A 17,367-nucleotide genomic window follows, 5' to 3' on the forward strand; every position below is an offset into this window, starting at 1 on the left:
ACTACTACAAAAGCACATTTTTTGGAAGTTTGCGTCATTTAAACAGCACGAAATAAATGAGCAAAAAAATTAGCTCATTAACTATATATTTAATTTAATACTTTAATACGTACTTGCTTACGTCCCCAGCTATATGCTTGTTGCTTTGTTTGCACAAGAATATCAATTTTATTGCCTTTAATTGCACCGCCAGTGTCACCAGCAATTGCATAGCCGTAGCCTTCAACCCATACTTTTGTTCCTAAAGGAATGACACGTGGGTCTACAGCAATCAATTTTAATCCAGGGTCGCTACGCAGGTTAATGCCTGCAGCCGAAATGCCAGAACAGCCATTACAGTATGGTGTATATGCAGTCGCTGTTACATAAAACTCTGTGCCGCCAGCAGGTGCTGCTGAATTACTACGAGAAACACTCGCAGTGACAACCTTTGTCCCTACGGCTACAACTTTTGTTGTCGGCTTCTTTGTTACATTTTCAGATTTCAATGTTTTTTCGACAACTTTACCATTTTCCTTTACTACTTCGTAAGTGCGCTCTACTTTCCCCGCGACACCTTCTGTTACAACTTTTTCTTTGCCTTTTAGCAATGAAGAATCGTTTTTCTTTTCGACTGCGAAATCAACGGATTCTTCCACTACATCGGTAACTTTTTCTACGCGAACAACTACGATTTTCTCTGCTGGAGTGATAACGTCCTCCAGTTTATTCTCGACACGATCAAATTCACCTAATTGAATTTCTTGTTGTTTTAAAAAGTTAGCGACCGTAGTCGAAGTGGACCAAACTTGTCTCTCTTCTAAACCATCGACAAGCGTTAACTGAAACGCCTTTTGAATATCGATTTTGTTATCTGCCTCTATTTCAGTAGTCAAGCTTTGTGATATTTTATCGTGCTCTGTTACTTCGATATTTGCTTCTTCCAAAATGTTCTTCACTATTTTTTCAGTTGTCCATACACTTGACTCTTCTCCGTCAACTGAAACGATTACTTCTTTTGCCTGTTCCCATTCAATCGTCATTCCACTAACGATTTTGGTATCTAATGAGGGTGATACTTTATCATATTGTGATACATTAATGTCGCGTGCCTCTAAAAGCTCGCCGACCGTTTTTGCGTGTGTTGCTACTTTTTGCTCTTCCCCATCCGCCATAATAATGACAGGTGATTTCGTTCCTTGGAAAAGAACGAATGAAATTACAGCTGCAAACAAGACAAACGATAATATTTTTGTTCTTGTTTCCTTGCTCCTCAATGATCCTAAGAACTGGCTTTTCATGGAATTATTTGACATGAAAATACGCCTCCTTGATACTCGCTGAATTATACGGACTTGATTTCATGCTGTCAACTATAAAGTTTTTTATCCGCTAAAAAACACTTAAAAAAAAGTGCTTTAAACGCAGTATTGGAGGCATATTCACAATTTAAACATCTAATTTTAAAAAACGTATTGCATTAGCCGTCGTTGCATTAGCAACTTCTTCCAAAGGGAGCTCTTTTTGTCTTGCTATTTCTTCAGCTACCAATGGCACATAAGAAGGTTCATTTCTTTTCCCTCTGTATGGGTGCGGCGCTAAATACGGTGCGTCTGTTTCGATTAATAGATGTTCTAAAGGTATTTCCTTTGCGACTTCCTTTGGCTGGCGCGCATTTTTGAATGTCACAGGTCCTCCTAAGCTAATCATGAAATTCATATTGATACATTCACGCGCAGTTTCCACGCTGCCTCCAAAGCAGTGCATAATGCCACCAACAGTAGCAGCATTTTCTTCGCGCAAAATACGAACAACATCTCCTGTTGCATCGCGGTTATGAATGATGATTGGTAAATCTAATTTTTGTGCTAGCTTAATTTGCTTACGGAACCAAAACTCTTGTACATCCTTTGGTGACTTGTCCCAATAATAATCAAGTCCCGTTTCACCAATACCAACTACTTTAGGATGTGCTGCAAGCTCTTCAATCCATTCTAAATCCTTCTCTGTGCAATCTATGGCATCAACAGGATGCCAGCCAATGACCGCATAAATAAAATCGTATTTATCTACTAAGGTCATTGCCCGTTCAATTGTTTTGCGGTCGAATCCAATAACCACCATTTTTTCAACCTTTGCTGCTAGAGCACGGTCAATTACTTGCTGTAAATCCCCATCATATTGATCTGCATTTAAGTGTACATGTGTGTCTATAAAAGTTACCATCTTTCATTACTCCTGACGTATATTTTATTGGATTGAATTATTTCTTAGTTTTCAAAATTATTACGTTTATATTACAAAAACCTTATCTTTTATGACATTATATGTGTATAGAATTTTTATTTAGTCCTATATAACTACTTTTAATACTTTTTTTGCATTTTTTAATTATGCTAATATAATTTAATCCATATTCTACTTTTCAATAAAAAGAGCCTGTGGTAAACAATTTTTCCAACAGGCCCCTCATACATTATTTTACTTTTGCACCGTTTTCAAGTTTTGAATCAACTGTAGCTAATGTTAACACTCCATCATGCGAGCCGGCTAAAATCATCCCTTGTGACAATTCTCCGCGTAGCTTCACTGGTTTTAAATTTGCGACAACAATCACCTTTTGACCTACCAACTGCTCAGGTGTATAATGCTCCGCAATGCCTGAAACAACTTGACGTTTTTCGTATCCTAAATCAACTTGTAGCTTCAATAATTTATTTGCTTTTGGCACAGGCTCACAAGCAGTCACTGTAGCAACGCGTAAATCAATCTTCATAAAGTCATCAATAGAAATTTCTGCAACCTCTCCAGCCTCCGGATTTTTTGGTTGCTCCTGTGGTGTTTGAACTGAGCTTTGCATTTGCTCACGAATATAATTAATTTCCACTTCATTTTCCAAACGCGGGAAAATAGGTGTTCCTTTTTCTGCCACTTTAACGTTTGGCGCAATAACATTGCCGAATGTTTCAATTGTATCCCATGCTAATAATTTATCATCTAACCCTAGCTGCTCAAAAATGCGTGCTGGCGTTTGTGTCATAAACGGCTGTAGCATAACCGCAATATGGCGCAAGCTTTCTGCTAAATTCGCCATAACCGATGCCAATTTTGGTCGATCTGCTTCCTCTTTCGCTAATACCCAAGGAGCTGTTTCATCAATATACTTATTTGTGCGAGAAACAAGCGACCATAACTCTGCCAATACGACACTAAATTGCATTTTCTCCATACTTTCTTCATATTTAATACGCGTTTCGTTTGCATGTGCTTTTAGCGCTTCATCAAACTCCGTTGATTGTAAATTATTAGTCGGGATAATGCCATCAAAATATTTATTCATCATGGATACAGTTCGGTTTAATAAGTTCCCTAAATCATTCGCTAAATCAAAGTTTGTACGCTCTACAAATGATTCTGGAGAAAATACGCCATCCGATCCAAATGGTAGCTCGCGCAATAAGAAGTAGCGCGCTGCATCTAATCCATAACGCTCTACAAGCATTTCAGGATATACGACATTTCCTTTTGATTTCGACATTTTTCCATCTTTCATCATAATAAAGCCATGTGCAAATACTTTTTTCGGTAGTGGCAAATCAAGTGCCATTAAGAAAATTGGCCAATAAATTGTATGGAAACGTACAATGTCCTTTCCTACAACATGGACATCTGCTGGCCAATACTTATTAAATAGTTCCTCATTATCAGAGCCGTAGCCTAATGCCGTAATATAGTTTGAAAGTGCATCTACCCATACATAAATAACATGCTTAGGATCACCGGGTACTTTAATTCCCCAGTCGAATGATGTACGTGAAACCGATAAATCCTCTAATCCCGGTTTAATGAAGTTATTAATCATTTCATTTTTACGTGATTCTGGCTCAATAAATTCTACATTATTTTCATAGTATTCCAATAGTCGACTCGCGTATTTCTTCATATTAAAGAAATATGATTCCTCTTTTACCGTTTGTACATCACGTCCACAATCAGGACATTTACCATCTACAAGCTGCATTTCTGTATAGTATGACTCACACGGCACACAATATAAGCCCTCATACTCGCCTTTATAAATATCACCATTCTCTAAAAACTTTTTAAAGATGATTTCAACGCTTTGTTTATGGCGCTCCTGCGTTGTTTGAATGAAATCGTCATATGAAATATCCATCAACGCCCACAGCTTTTTCGCTGCGTCCGCAATTTCATTTACATAATCTTGTGGATTTTTGCCAGCCTCCGCTGCCTTCTCTTGAATTTTCTGTCCATGCTCGTCCATACCTGTTAAAAGACGTACATCATAGCCGCGCAGTCGTTTATAACGTGCCATCGTATCTGATGCAACTGTCGTATACGCTGTACCAATATGGAATTTTCCACTCGGATAATAGATAGGGGTTGTTATATAAAATGTCTGTTTTTCGTTCACGTAAAGTGCCTCCAATTACTTTGCAATATAATATCTATTCTATCGAAGTACGAATTTCGTTTCAATGATAGAATATTACAGCCTTAACAGGGTGTCAGTTTTTTCTAACAAGGAAATTCCCTCGAAATCCGGGACGTCCATTGAAAGAAGTTAAATAATTCGACAAAATATGTCGAATTTTGTAGAATAACGCCGATAAATAAATAGATGCTTTTTCTTATTATATCCTAATTTCTCTCAATAAACCGCCATTTTAACTTACTTTTTAACAAATCATTTATAAAGTAACTTTTTTTTCAAACTAATTTATTGACGATTATGTAATTACTTGGTATGATTCATGGTAGACAAGCAATTCATGTCGAATTTTGTAGAATTGTTATACAATTTATTTTAAGGAGGAATTATATTATGAAATCAACTGGTATTGTTCGTAAAGTCGATGAATTAGGACGTGTAGTAATTCCGATTGAATTACGCCGCACATTAGGTATTGCTGAAAAAGATGCTTTAGAAATTTATGTAGATGACGACAAAATCATCTTAAAGAAATACATGCCAAATATGACATGTGCTGTAACTGGTGAAGTATCTGACGATAACCTACGTCTTGTAGGTGGTAAATTAATTTTAAGCCCAGAAGGTGCTGAATTATTAATTAAAGAAATCGAAGCAGGCTTAAAAAAATAAAATTATAGAAAAGGCTGTCTGATAAGTGTGCTCCTATACGCCACTTATCAGACAGCCTTTTTTAACAATATCCATTATGCCCCTCGGCCAACTCTAATCTGGATTTTTTGGGAATCCCCTCAAAATTTATGATACCCTCCGCAAGTCTAGCTAATGCGATGTTCCTATACATATCGAGTTCTTGGATTTCCCCTCTCTGTACCTGTCCCCCTGCTCTCAGTACAAAAATAATGTGCTCCGGCGATTACTCGTCACAAACAGGATGTTAAGCATTCGTTCATTTATGATATGCCTGATATACATCTCGCTTTGGTAAATTGCGTTGTTTCGCAACTTCTTTAATAGCATCCTTCGAAGATATATCCATTTCTTCAATTATATATTCTACATGCTCTTCAATTGTCATGTTTGTCCAAAATGCTTGCTCATCCTCTGATGGGACCTCTTGGTTACCTTCCAGCACAACGCAAAATTCTCCCCGAATTTCACTGTTCATCGCCCACTCTACTGCCTCATTCACATTACCGCGCAAAAACTCTTCAAATTTCTTTGTTAATTCACGGGCTAATGTAATTTGACGATTGCCGATTACAAGCTCAATATCCTTCAAAGTATCTTTTAAGCGATGCGGCGCTTCATAAAAAATAATTGTTTCTTGGCGCTTTTTTAAGCTTTCAAGCTGTAAGCGGCGCTCCTTTTTATGTCGATTTAGAAAACCAAAAAAATAAAACGGCTGTGCTGTAATACCTGAAGCAATTAATGCCGTCAATGCAGCATTCGCTCCAGGTAACGGCACAACAGCAAAATCCTCTGCGATTGCCTTCATGGCAATATCTGCACCGGGGTCTGAAATACAGGGTAATCCCGCATCGCTAACAAGTGCAACGGATTTCCCTTCACGCAAATAGTGCAAAAGCTTTTCTCCACCCGCTTCTATATTATGTTCATGATAGCTGACGAGTGGTGTTGTAATATCGAAATAATGACAAAGTTTTTTCGTATTACGCGTATCTTCAGCAGCAATAATATCAACCTCTTTTAATATACGTAATGCACGCATCGTTATATCCTCTAAATTGCCGATTGGTGTCGCGACCAAATAGAGGCAAGCACTGGCTTCATGCTGGCTACTTTTTTGTGATTTCATGCTCATTCCTCCCTATGTAATCTTCCTTTTTTTCACGTGTTAGCTGTTTAAATGCATATTCTTGCTGCATTGCCTCCCGTTTCGTAGTGAATTCCTCAAAATAGACGCATGTGACAGGTAATCTTGCTCTCGTATATTTTGCACCTTTACCAGCATTATGGACAGCAACCCGCCGTTCTAAATTATTCGTATAACCCGCATATAAAGACCCGTCCTTACATTGTAAAACATAAAAATAATGCTTAGCCACGCTCTCCATATAAAAGTTCACTCACTTCTGCTGTATAGTTGTTATCATCATCATACACATAAAGGGGTGGTAAGATTTTTAAGTCTGGTTTACCATCTTTAATTCCTTCTATTAATAGTGTATTCGCTTCCTTGCCAGCTTTCGGATAAACGAGGCGAATGCGCTTTGGTTCTAACCGATGTGCTCTCATAGCTGTAATAATATCAAGCAAACGACCTGGTCGATGTACAAAAGCGGCTTTCCCGCCTTGCTTTAACAAACGACTTGCAGCAATGACAGCTTCCTCTAATGTTAAGTGAATTTCGTGACGTGCAATTGCATGATGCTCACTTATATTTTTGTCGCTCATCTCATGTGCTAAAAAATATGGAGGATTACATGTTACTGCATCATATTTTTCAACACCTAATTGATTAGCAGCTTCCTTTACATCCCCCAACGTCATTGTAATCTGCTGGTTAAGTCCATTATAATCAACACTCCGACAAGCCATATCGTATAATCTAGGCTGCAACTCTACTCCTGTAATCTGTGCCTTTGTTCGTGCACTTAAAAATAATGGAATAGCCCCATTACCTGAGCATAAATCAACAATATGTCCTTTGTTTTTTGGGACATTCACAAAACGTGATAACAATACAGCGTCTAAAGAAAACGAAAATACAGAGGGGCTTTGAATGATACGTAAATCCTCTGCTAATAAATAATCTAAACGCTCATCATCTCGTAGCCACTGTTCCATTTCTAATATTTCCTCCTTTATGATGAAGCACCAAAAGAGAGGGGCTGGTGGAATAGCAAATGTTCATCTGCCTTCCCCCAGCCCTTCCATTATCAATTACGCCTCAGCTTAATTGCGTTCAAATTTTTCAAGCTGTTTGGTGGATATTAACCTAAAACCGTCACGTCCTGTGACAACGGTTAACTGACCTGCATCACACACAAGACTCCCTTCAAAATCTGTGACATCCGCCGAAGGCTTTAAACCAACACGATATTGGCCACTCAGTCGTTATCTTAGTATGCATTTGTTTTAGACTGAGTTCCTCTTTATCAGCGAGTGTTTGGACATCGGCTGAAACTGGCTTAATACTTGCATCCATCTCTCTACCTATAGAGGTGGAGACTTCTGCCGAAACAAGTTAAAAAATATTTACAATACGATTATCATTGCTGACGCGATGATTAGGTTTTTAACAAAGTCGAGCTGTCCAGAAAGAAACTCTTTTCTAGACAGCCCTCTTTTAACTATGTTGTTTTATTTAAAAACGATAGGCAAAACAAGCAATCCTCACCTTTACGCGAGCTGCCAAAATGTACGTGGCATACATGAAATCCTTCGTGGTAAAGACGTGCTAAGTTATCATAGCCTTCACCAATGTCTGCCACATCGCTTTTGCGCTCCTCATTTTGTATCGCTTCATTTGATTGCAACTCATCTAAGCGCGCACGTAGGTGAAGATTTTCTGCTTGAAGTGTTTGATGTTCTTCCATCATATGTGCAACAAACTGTTTTAAATAGTTAAATTGCTCTTGTATCGCTTCAAGCTGTTGTTCGAATTCCATAACGGTATTTAAGAAATTACGGTCCTTCACTCAAGCCACCCCATTAAATCTTTATCTTTATTCAGTTGAAGTTTATCACCTTTATCAATTACCCCATTGCATCCAGCTTTTAAATGAGCTATCGAATCTAGACTCACTTACTCTACGACGCATGTAATCTATATAAGATTTCCCTCAGATTGCAATAGTTCTTCAAGCGTATACTCTACTGCTCGCTCTTGCTCCTGTAAATAAACTTGAATTATACGCTCTAACACATTCAAGCCTATTACTTTTCCGATGCCATCTGGCGTCATTGTTGAATCGCCAATATCCGGCATTCCTTCTTTTGCTGTCTCATACTCATCATTCTCATATTTCAAACAACACATTAAACGACCGCAAAGTCCTGAAATTTTCGTCGGATTTAATGATAAGTTTTGATCCTTCGCCATTTTAATGGATACCGGATCAAAATCACCTAAAAACGTTGAACAACACAGCATTCGTCCACATGGACCAATTCCACCTAATAGTTTTGCCTCGTCGCGAACACCTATTTGACGTAGCTCAATACGCGTACGGAAAACAGATGCAAGATCTTTTACAAGCTCACGAAAATCGACTCGCCCCTCCGCAGTAAAATAGAAAATAATTTTATTGCGATCAAACGTATATTCCACATCGACAAGCTTCATATCTAAGCTATGCTCGATAATTTTAGCATTTGCTAAATCAAACGCGCGCTTTGCCTCCGTTTGATTTTCATCAACTTGAATACGATCACGCTCATCCGCTGGGCGTACAACCTGCTTTAATGGTAATACAACATCATTTTCTCCAACTTCCTTCGTCGGTATAATGACTTTACCATATTCAATGCCTCGCGCTGTTTCTACAATGACGTATTGATTTTCTACTAATTCGTACATTGCCGGATCGAAATAATATATTTTGCCCGCTTTTTTAAAACGAACACCAACTACATTATACAAATGTATACCCCTCCTGCAGATTCAGCATAAGCTGCTCCATCAACAACGTCCTATTCATATTACGTTGTAGCTGCTGTCTAGCTTGTAAAATTGCCTGCATTTGATTTGATAATTGCTCGTATGTCGTGTGTAAGGCTATATCTTTAAAGGCTTGTAACATATCTGGGTAGGTACAAGCAGACTCCATATTTGCTTTTAATGCGACAATATCACGATAAGCAAATAGCAGTAAATCAAGCGCCTGCTCCATTTCGTTTCTTTCTTTAAAGGAAGGTAGCCACTCTTCATGCACAATTAACATCGCCTCATGGACATTTTTTCTGACAGCTTCTATTAATTTTAACACTGTTTTTCTCGCATGTGCAAATAGCTCATCTTTCGCTAAAAAAAGTGCTGTATCTAGTTCATTTGCTACCACACTTACTGTAGCTGCCATCGACTGTGTGACACCTTGCTCTACTAACCGCTGCACAATCACTTGTCGCGGTAGCTGTGAAAATTTTATATGCTGACAGCGTGAACGTATTGTCGGTAGCATCGACTGGATTTGCTCCGTCAATAAAATCGCAATAACATCACCATCGGGCTCCTCTAAAAATTTAAGCAATGTATTTGCAGAGGCTGTATTTAATTTATCTGCATGATGTAGCACATAAATTTTCCTACCTGCCTCCGCTGCTGTCATTGTCATTTCAGAAATAAGCTCCCTCACTTGATCGACTTTAATAAATTGTCCATCAGGCTCTATTTGTCGAATATTTGGATGATTGCCCGAATCTACTCTTAAACAATTTCGACATGTTTCACATGGAACATTATTCGACACGTTTTCGCATAATAAAAGCTTTACAAAAAACTGCATAACAGCTCTTTTTCCACTACCTTTTTCACCATCAAAAATATAAGCATGAACCATCCTATTTTTCTCGTAAACTGTTTGAATTTGCTTTATAACTACAGGCTGTAGCATTTCTAGCTCATTCATATTATGTGCCATTTGCTTCACCTTTTCACATCTTCAAATTTCTCCAGCTTTCATAGAAAGCTTGTTGAATCAACTATGCATCGGCTAAATCTCGTCCAGACGTTTTTCTGACTTTTTATCCATGTTAGAAAAAAGCCCGTGTCATGTGGTGGAGACACGGGTTTTACATATATAGATTAATTAATAATCCTTTAATTTCACCTATTTTAGCCAATAGGTCAATTGTTTCCTTTTCTTCATCTAATAAATCCTGTGCTAATTCAACTAGACGCTCATCGATTGTTTCGATAATTTTTAAACGACGCCCTTCACCAAAGCGATTCCACGTATGTGATTGCTTCATTTCAAGACCATAATCAACAGCTTCCTGCAAAAAACGCTTAATCAACATTTTATAACGTGTCAACTCACGTAAATTACGGGATCTTGCTACGCGCTCCCCTGCTGCTGAAATATCACCAAGCAAACGTGTTAACTGGTCTGTTTGCATTTTGGTTCCTTGTTTTACAACCATTTCTCCAAACCGATTAGCGCTTTGTGTTGTAGGCCGTAGTTCATTGCGATTGGTGTTTAGAACACGTAAATCTTGGTTGATTTTCAATGAATTCCCCTCCAGCGCCACTTCTATTTTAGTATCTTTTGTTTGGAATTAGAAATGATGGAATTGCTCAATTGGCAATACGAATACTGTAGCGCCACCAACTTCTACTTCAACAGGATACGGGATATAAGAGTCTGCATTGCCTCCCATCGGTGAAACTGGTGCTACCATTTGTTCTCGTGCTCGACAGTTTTCTCGAATAATATCTAAAAGCTTCGGTATCAACGAATCATCTGTACCAATCAAAAACGTTGTATTTCCTGAACGTAAAAATCCACCTGTACTCGCTAATTTTGTTGCTCGGAAATTATTTTTTGTTAATGCGTTCGATAAACGGTTGCTGTCTTGGTCTTGTACAACGGCCACTACTAATTTCATCCGCCCTCACCCCTTCAATAAAATTGATAGTACTATTATAGCACAACACAGTCATGCAATTCATTTACTTTTAAACTATAACCTCTTTTAAAATTTCCCAAACATCCTCAATTACTTCCTCCAAAGGCTTTGAGGCTTCTACTATGCGAATTCGTTCTGGATAACGACGCAGTACCTCTTCATAACCAGCATACACTTTCTCATGAAACACTAAACTTTCAGCATCTAAACGATTAATTTCATCTGAACGATTTGCTTGAATGCGTGTCAATCCGATGTGAGGCTGTAAATCAAAGAACAATGTTAAATCAGGCATTCTTTTCCCTATGGCAAACTCGTTAATACTGAGTACTTCATCCACGCCAAGCTCTCTAGCATAACCCTGATATGCAAGCGAAGAATCAATAAAACGATCGCATAATACATGCTTTCCCGCTTGCAGTGCAGGTATAATTTTTTCATAAAAATGCTGGCTGCGCGCTGCAGCATAAAGCAATGCCTCCGTATGTGCATCCATTTCCTTATATGCTGGATTTAAAATAACTTCCCGTATATTTTCAGCAATGCGAATACCACCTGGCTCCCTCGTTGCTAAAAAATTTACCTTTTGTTGCTCTAGGCGTTGTACAATTTCCTTCAGCACAGACGTTTTTCCTGCCCCATCTGGCCCTTCGAACGTAATAAATAAATTGCTTACCATGTTGTTATATTCCTCCAACTACTGCTTTATGACATAAATTCGTTTTTTATTTAATTGATGGTTCCCTTGAAATGTTGCGCCTATCGCCAATAATTCCTCTAGCTGACTTAGTTTTGCGACCGTAATTTTTTCTCCAGGTATAAACAATGGAATCCCCGGTGGATACGGAATAATCATGGATGCTGCTACCCTTCCTATTGCGCGCATATAAGGTATCCATTCTTTCTCTAGCTGCTCTACCTCTCCAAATTGATATTCTGGTGTCACGATTTTCGTTAAACTAAATTGCTCACTTAATTTTGGTAAAACCTCTTGCTCTGTTGTTCGCAGCGTTGCTATGGCTTCTTTTATACGTATACGCATATCCGCAAATGGATATGCCTCTCCTCTTTTTAGAAGCGGTAAAATGGCGAGCACTTGCTCTGCATCTGCAAGCTCTACATATAACTGATGTCGCTCCAGTTGCTCCTTTAATTGAAAGCCTGTATATCCGTGAACACGCAACAACAATTTTAAAGGGTCATCCACCTCAATAACTGTCAGCGCATCAATTGCTCGTAAAGACTCTATCCATTGCGCTCGCTTCTCCTTTAAATAATGCGCATCTGCTTCAATATACGTGCTAACATAGTGCCTTGCATCATCCAAAGAGGCAAGCAATAAATAGGAGGGGCTACTCGATTGTAGCATGCGTAAATAGCGATTCACTTTATCCACTTCTACAAGAGCTGATTTCACATGTAAGAATGAAGCCATCGTCATGGCAGGCAATGTTTTATGAGCCGAGTGTACAACAATATCCGCACCTAATGCTAAAGCCGACATTGGAAAACTTTCACTCGCAACAAAATGCGCACCATGCGCTTCATCTACAAGTACTGGAATTTTATATGTATGACATAAATCAATAATCGCCTTTAATTGTGTTGTTACGATTCCATAATACGTAGGTGATGTTAAAATAACTGCTTTAATATCTTGAAAGTGCTGTAATGCTTCTTTCACTATATCTAAATGAATATGTGTAGCTGTACATGTTTGCTCGTCCCATTCTGGTGCTAAATAAACAGGTTGTGCCCCAACAAGCTCCAGTGCATGGAAAATGGATTTATGTGCATTACGCTGAACAAGAACTGTATCACCTTTTTGGCATGTTGCATAAACCATCGCTAAATTCCCAACGGTCGAGCCGTTCACTAAAAAAAAGCTTCGGTCTGCCTCGTATGTTTGACATAGCAACTCCTCTGCCTGGGCAATTGCCTCCTCTGGCTGATGGAAATCGTCCAATCCAGTCAACTCCGTTACATCATAGCGCAAAGTTGGCAGCATTTCACTTGGTAAATTTGAAATACTGCCATTTTTATGCCCTGGCACATGCAGAGAATACGGCTCCTGCTCAATAAATTTTTGTAAAGCTTCCACAAGCGGGCGCTCTCGTTTCATCTTCCTTCACCCCGTTCATATTCCTGCTCTCATTATACATGAAAAAGAGCATGGGGAATGACCCCATGCTCTAGATAATAAATAATATACAGCTAAACGCTATCAACAAATAACAAGTACGATAAACAATCATTTTATAACGCCAGTTTTCAGCACCGTGGCGAGCTTCTAACCACAATTTTAACCCCCCACTTATAATTACAGTAGCGAAAAAGTTAAATACAAGTGGATTTTTTATAACGATGAATGGAACAATAATAATTAACATCATTACTATATCTATGACATATTGTAACTTCATTGAATATAAAGGGAGTTTCTTCCCATCATGTCCTTGTGGTCTTATCTTTTTTTCAACTGCCCATAATAAACACATACTGATAATTAAAATAATATATCCTGTACTGCGAAAATCACGTTCAGTAATAAGGAAAACTAGCCCTGCCATTGTATCATATAAATTATGATTATCTAAAATGTACCATTCCCCATTCATATCGCCAAGATGCATATCTTCTCCCCAATTAATAAAGTACTTCTCCATTACCCCATTTTCGTATGTTAATTGCACCGTATATGTAATATCAGGAACGTTTGACAACGTAATTGGCTTCATTTCATGTAAAGCTTGCTCAAAGCTATCAAGCAGTGAGGGGCTTGTTATATTTTTTACATTCCAACGATAAATGGAGCTAGGATTCCCCTCTCCTAACGTTCCTAAAATTTGCACAATATCATTGGATTTAAGCGCTGTTCGCTCAGATGGATGGATTGGCATCGTAATAAACAATAAGCAAGCAATTAATACAATGACTGGGGGCAATACAATTGGTAATAAATGAGGTCTTCTTTTTTGTAATCGTTTTTCAATCAAACGATATTGCTGCTCCTTCTTTTCTTCACTAGGCTTTACAGCTAATTGTTTAAAATCAAACATCCGCTTCCCTCCCCATAATACCACGCAACGATTTTAAGCCTTGCGCTGTATAATTCTTCACTTGCACCTCTGACAACTCCAAATAATGAGCCACCTCTTTCACTGATAGTTCTTCAATATAACGAAGAATAATCACTTCTCGATAATTTACTTTAATTTTTGCTAATGCTCTATACAGTTCCCGTACTTCCTGCGAACGTAATAATAACTCCTCGGGTAAAAGTGCCTCATCTTCATAATCTGTTTTAGTTAAAGGCAACCATTTTAATAGCTGCTTTCGCCTAAAATAGTCATATACTAAATTCCGAGCGATTCGGATAAGTAATGCTTTTTCATTTCGTACATGCTTTGTATGATAATAGCGGATAAATGTTTCCTGAACAAAATCATCCACAATCGCAGGATTTGTAGTTAAAAAGAGTATGTATTGATAAATTGCTTCATAGTGTTGCTCATATATATCCTGCACGCGCATCCCCTCCTCTTATAATTAAAGACGAATAAACTTCGTATTGGAATTAGTAAAAATATAAATATTTTATGTATCTGTAGAAAAGGAGGAGGTTAGGGCAAGTATGGCGGATTTTTTTATTGTCATATAAGTAGATTTTGAAGGTTATTGGAAGGCTGTGATACTATAACGGTAAGCTTCTCCCTTTCCGTAGGTCATTTCAAGCTTTTATTAGCATGTTACAGGAAAGCTTTAATTCCATTGATATTTTGTTTTACAAAGGCATTATCTATATTGTTTTATCTCTACTTTTAGTAACTGTTGGTTCTAGCTGATAGTTTAAATTTATTTATAATAGGCTCCCAGCGGTTCGTTATTCCATGCTTTTCGAAGTTTATTCCATGTTTTTATGAGTTTATTCCACGTTTTTCAACTTTTATTCCATGTTTTCTGAGATTTATTCTATGTTCGCTCTTTTTCTTCTTGGTAACTTCTGCACTTGACTACTGATATTCTTCAGTGGTTTTTGGTTGTGAAGCAATGTCCTACTCTCACAAGGAGCGCCCCCAACTACCAGCGGCACTTCAACGCAGCACAGCTGAGCCGCGGATTCCTTCGTTGCCCGCGTTGCTTGCGGTGCTCATGTGCGATGCACATTCCGCTCCGCGCTCCTTGGCGCCTCGGACTCCTTGCTCTTCTGCACTGCTTCAGCTTGTATTCGATTAAAAGTGTTTGCAATTGTTTGCCTCCGATTACGCACCGAGCTGACCTTCGGTCTTTGGTAGTTGGGGGCTTCTTTTCCATATAAAAAAACCACTGATTCCTCAGTGGTTTTGATTGCGAAGCAATGTCCTACTCTCACAAGGAGCGCCCCCAACTACCAGCGGCACTTCAACGCAGCACAGCTGAGCCGCGGATTCCTTCGTTGCCCGCGTTGCTTGCGATGCTCATGTGCGATGCACATTCCGCTCCGCGCTCCTTGGCGCCTCGGACTCCTTGCTCTTCTGCACTGCTTGAGCTTGTATTCGATTAAAAGTGTTTGCAATTGTTTGCCTCCGATTACGCGCCGAGCTGACCTTCGGTCTTTGGTAGTTGGGGGCTTCTTTTCCATATAAAAAACCACTGATTCCTCAGTGGTTTTGATTGCGAAGCAATGTCCTACTCTCACAGGGGGAAGCCCCCAACTACCATCGGCGCTAAAGAGCTTAACTTCCGTGTTCGGTATGGGAACGGGTGTGACCTCTCTGCCATCATTACTTCACTTGCACATGGATGTGCTGGCGTCTACGTTACCACAGGATGTGGTGCTTTTAGTAGACATTCCTTGAAAGTGTTTGTTCTTTCAAAACTGGATAAACGAACATTGAAACAAGTTTTAATTGTGGTTAAGTCCTCGATCGATTAGTATTCGTCAGCTCCATGTGTCGCCACACTTCCACCTCGAACCTATCTACCTCATCGTCTTTGAGGGATCTTACTTACTTGCGTAATGGGAAATCTCATCTTGAGGGGGGCTTCATGCTTAGATGCTTTCAGCACTTATCCCGTCCATACATAGCTACCCAGCGATGCCGTTGGCACGACAACTGGTACACCAGCGGTATGTCCATCCCGGTCCTCTCGTACTAAGGACAGCTCCTCTCAAATTTCCTACGCCCACGACGGATAGGGACCGAACTGTCTCACGACGTTCTGAACCCAGCTCGCGTACCGCTTTAATGGGCGAACAGCCCAACCCTTGGGACCGACTACAGCCCCAGGATGCGATGAGCCGACATCGAGGTGCCAAACCTCCCCGTCGATGTGGACTCTTGGGGGAGATAAGCCTGTTATCCCCGGGGTAGCTTTTATCCGTTGAGCGATGGCCCTTCCATGCGGAACCACCGGATCACTAAGCCCGTCTTTCGACCCTGCTCGACTTGTAGGTCTCGCAGTCAAGCTCCCTTGTGCCTTTACACTCTACGAATGATTTCCAACCATTCTGAGGGAACCTTTGGGCGCCTCCGTTACCTTTTAGGAGGCGACCGCCCCAGTCAAACTGTCCGCCTGACACTGTCTCCTACCCCGCTAAGGGGCACGGGTTAGAATTTCAATACAACCAGGGTAGTATCCCACCGACGCCTCCTTCGAAGCTGGCGCTCCGAGATCTCTGGCTCCTACCTATCCTGTACAAGTTGTACCAAAATTCAATATCAAGCTACAGTAAAGCTCCACGGGGTCTTTCCGTCCTGTCGCGGGTAACCTGCATCTTCACAGGTACTATAATTTCACCGAGTCTCTCGTTGAGACAGTGCCCAGATCGTTACGCCTTTCGTGCGGGTCGGAACTTACCCGACAAGGAATTTCGCTACCTTAGGACCGTTATAGTTACGGCCGCCGTTTACTGGGGCTTCAATTCATAGCTTCGCTTGCGCTAACCACTCCTCTTAACCTTCCAGCACCGGGCAGGCGTCAGCCCCTATACGTCACCTTACGGTTTTGCAGAGACCTGTGTTTTTGCTAAACAGTCGCCTGGGCCTATTCACTGCGGCTCTCATGCGCTTGCACGCTCAAGAGCACCCCTTCTCCCGAAGTTACGGGGTCATTTTGCCGAGTTCCTTAACGAGAGTTCTCTCGCACACCTTAGGATTCTCTCCTCGACTACCTGTGTCGGTTTGCGGTACGGGTACCTCCCACCTCGCTAGAGGCTTTTCTTGGCAGTGTGAGATCAGGAACTTCGTCCATACGGACTCGTCATCACAGCTTGGCGTTAGAGTGTGCGGATTTGCCTACACACACGCCTTACTGCTTGAACAGAGACAACCAACGCTCTGCTTACCCTACCCTCCTGC

General features: G+C 40.0%; 16 protein-coding genes and 2 rRNA genes (1 of these 18 running past the window's edge). 1 reads left to right on the forward strand and 17 read right to left on the reverse strand.

Annotation, left to right across the window (positions count from 1 at the left end; genetic code table 11):
* Window positions 1-89 precede the first annotated feature (89 nt).
* The 3 genes from MHH70_RS10940 to metG form a co-directional block, all read right to left on the reverse strand.
* The gene (locus MHH70_RS10940) at window positions 90-1,295 is read right to left on the reverse strand and encodes a ubiquitin-like domain-containing protein (RefSeq protein ID WP_342471501.1); all 1,206 of its coding nucleotides are present in this window, start codon (window positions 1,293-1,295) and stop codon (window positions 90-92) included.
* Between the two features lie 133 nt (window positions 1,296-1,428).
* Entirely contained in the window at window positions 1,429-2,205 is a 777-nt protein-coding gene (locus MHH70_RS10945) for a TatD family hydrolase (RefSeq protein ID WP_342471502.1), read from the reverse strand.
* 250 nt (window positions 2,206-2,455) lie between these two features.
* Window positions 2,456-4,414, reverse strand: coding sequence for a methionine--tRNA ligase (metG, locus tag MHH70_RS10950; RefSeq protein ID WP_107943683.1), 1,959 nt, complete (start codon window positions 4,412-4,414; stop codon window positions 2,456-2,458).
* Between the two features lie 411 nt (window positions 4,415-4,825).
* Here metG and MHH70_RS10955 point away from each other — a divergent pair, with 411 nt between their 5' ends.
* On the forward strand, window positions 4,826-5,104 hold the full coding sequence (locus tag MHH70_RS10955; RefSeq protein WP_042479106.1) for an AbrB/MazE/SpoVT family DNA-binding domain-containing protein: 279 nt from the start codon (window positions 4,826-4,828) through the stop codon (window positions 5,102-5,104).
* A 277-nt stretch (window positions 5,105-5,381) separates the two neighbouring features.
* Here MHH70_RS10955 and rsmI read toward each other — a convergent pair whose 3' ends face one another.
* From rsmI to MHH70_RS11025, 14 genes are all read right to left on the reverse strand, one after another.
* Window positions 5,382-6,251, reverse strand: a complete 870-nt coding sequence (gene rsmI, locus MHH70_RS10960) for a 16S rRNA (cytidine(1402)-2'-O)-methyltransferase (protein WP_107943682.1) — start codon at window positions 6,249-6,251, stop codon at window positions 5,382-5,384.
* Window positions 6,232-6,510: a GIY-YIG nuclease family protein gene (locus MHH70_RS10965; protein ID WP_107943681.1), complete on the reverse strand. Its 279-nt coding sequence runs from the start codon at window positions 6,508-6,510 to the stop codon at window positions 6,232-6,234. Before MHH70_RS10965 ends, rsmI begins: the two co-directional genes overlap by 20 nt.
* Window positions 6,494-7,243 (reverse strand): tRNA1(Val) (adenine(37)-N6)-methyltransferase, encoded by a 750-nt coding sequence (locus MHH70_RS10970; protein ID WP_066165656.1) that lies wholly within the window; start codon window positions 7,241-7,243, stop codon window positions 6,494-6,496. The genes MHH70_RS10965 and MHH70_RS10970 overlap by 17 nt, the downstream gene beginning before the upstream one ends.
* 506 nt (window positions 7,244-7,749) lie before the next feature.
* Window positions 7,750-8,097 (reverse strand): DNA replication initiation control protein YabA, encoded by a 348-nt coding sequence (yabA, locus tag MHH70_RS10975; RefSeq protein WP_042479111.1) that lies wholly within the window; start codon window positions 8,095-8,097, stop codon window positions 7,750-7,752.
* 128 nt (window positions 8,098-8,225) lie between these two features.
* Complete coding sequence (locus MHH70_RS10980; RefSeq protein ID WP_107943680.1) at window positions 8,226-9,041, reverse strand: stage 0 sporulation family protein; 816 nt, start codon at window positions 9,039-9,041, stop codon at window positions 8,226-8,228.
* Window positions 9,034-10,038 (reverse strand): DNA polymerase III subunit delta', encoded by a 1,005-nt coding sequence (gene holB / locus MHH70_RS10985; protein WP_342471503.1) that lies wholly within the window; start codon window positions 10,036-10,038, stop codon window positions 9,034-9,036. The genes MHH70_RS10980 and holB overlap by 8 nt, the downstream gene beginning before the upstream one ends.
* A gap of 151 nt (window positions 10,039-10,189) precedes the next feature.
* Window positions 10,190-10,627: a YaaR family protein gene (locus MHH70_RS10990; RefSeq protein WP_066165665.1), complete on the reverse strand. Its 438-nt coding sequence runs from the start codon at window positions 10,625-10,627 to the stop codon at window positions 10,190-10,192.
* Window positions 10,628-10,675: 48 nt separating this feature from the next.
* Window positions 10,676-11,005 carry a cyclic-di-AMP receptor gene (locus MHH70_RS10995; protein WP_066165667.1) on the reverse strand — a complete coding sequence of 110 codons (330 nt, stop codon included), beginning with the start codon at window positions 11,003-11,005 and terminating at the stop codon, window positions 10,676-10,678.
* A 70-nt stretch (window positions 11,006-11,075) separates the two neighbouring features.
* On the reverse strand, window positions 11,076-11,705 hold the full coding sequence (gene tmk / locus MHH70_RS11000; protein ID WP_107943678.1) for a dTMP kinase: 630 nt from the start codon (window positions 11,703-11,705) through the stop codon (window positions 11,076-11,078).
* Window positions 11,706-11,723: 18 nt separating this feature from the next.
* The gene (locus tag MHH70_RS11005) at window positions 11,724-13,148 is read right to left on the reverse strand and encodes an aminotransferase class I/II-fold pyridoxal phosphate-dependent enzyme (protein ID WP_107943677.1); all 1,425 of its coding nucleotides are present in this window, start codon (window positions 13,146-13,148) and stop codon (window positions 11,724-11,726) included.
* Between the two features lie 70 nt (window positions 13,149-13,218).
* A complete protein-coding gene (locus tag MHH70_RS11010; protein ID WP_107943676.1) occupies window positions 13,219-14,085 on the reverse strand; it encodes a hypothetical protein in 867 nt (288 codons plus the stop codon).
* Complete coding sequence (locus tag MHH70_RS11015) at window positions 14,078-14,560, reverse strand: RNA polymerase sigma factor (protein ID WP_066165680.1); 483 nt, start codon at window positions 14,558-14,560, stop codon at window positions 14,078-14,080. Before MHH70_RS11015 ends, MHH70_RS11010 begins: the two co-directional genes overlap by 8 nt.
* 1,121 nt (window positions 14,561-15,681) lie before the next feature.
* Window positions 15,682-15,797 (reverse strand): 5S ribosomal RNA (gene rrf / locus MHH70_RS11020).
* 120 nt (window positions 15,798-15,917) lie between these two features.
* Window positions 15,918-17,367: ribosomal RNA gene (locus tag MHH70_RS11025) — 23S ribosomal RNA — on the reverse strand; it runs 1,478 nt beyond the window's last position.

Origin of the sequence: Metasolibacillus sp. FSL H7-0170 (assembly GCF_038593115.1) — a bacterium.
GTDB lineage: Bacteria > Bacillota > Bacilli > Bacillales_A > Planococcaceae > Metasolibacillus > Metasolibacillus fluoroglycofenilyticus.

Bases quoted from the DNA above. Each gene is read 5' to 3' on its own strand.
- holB (WP_342471503.1), bottom strand. From the start codon at position 10,038: ATGGCACATAATATGAATGAGCTAGAAATGCTACAGCCTGTAGTTATA.
- MHH70_RS10955 (WP_042479106.1), top strand. From the start codon at position 4,826: ATGAAATCAACTGGTATTGTTCGTAAAGTCGATGAATTAGGACGTGTA.
- tmk (WP_107943678.1), bottom strand. From the start codon at position 11,705: ATGGTAAGCAATTTATTTATTACGTTCGAAGGGCCAGATGGGGCAGGA.
- MHH70_RS10940 (WP_342471501.1), bottom strand. From the start codon at position 1,295: ATGTCAAATAATTCCATGAAAAGCCAGTTCTTAGGATCATTGAGGAGC.
- MHH70_RS10995 (WP_066165667.1), bottom strand. From the start codon at position 11,005: ATGAAATTAGTAGTGGCCGTTGTACAAGACCAAGACAGCAACCGTTTA.
- rsmI (WP_107943682.1), bottom strand. From the start codon at position 6,251: ATGAAATCACAAAAAAGTAGCCAGCATGAAGCCAGTGCTTGCCTCTAT.
- MHH70_RS11015 (WP_066165680.1), bottom strand. From the start codon at position 14,560: ATGCGCGTGCAGGATATATATGAGCAACACTATGAAGCAATTTATCAA.
- MHH70_RS11010 (WP_107943676.1), bottom strand. From the start codon at position 14,085: ATGTTTGATTTTAAACAATTAGCTGTAAAGCCTAGTGAAGAAAAGAAG.
- MHH70_RS11005 (WP_107943677.1), bottom strand. From the start codon at position 13,148: ATGAAACGAGAGCGCCCGCTTGTGGAAGCTTTACAAAAATTTATTGAG.
- MHH70_RS10970 (WP_066165656.1), bottom strand. From the start codon at position 7,243: ATGGAACAGTGGCTACGAGATGATGAGCGTTTAGATTATTTATTAGCA.
- MHH70_RS10965 (WP_107943681.1), bottom strand. From the start codon at position 6,510: ATGGAGAGCGTGGCTAAGCATTATTTTTATGTTTTACAATGTAAGGAC.
- MHH70_RS10945 (WP_342471502.1), bottom strand. From the start codon at position 2,205: ATGGTAACTTTTATAGACACACATGTACACTTAAATGCAGATCAATAT.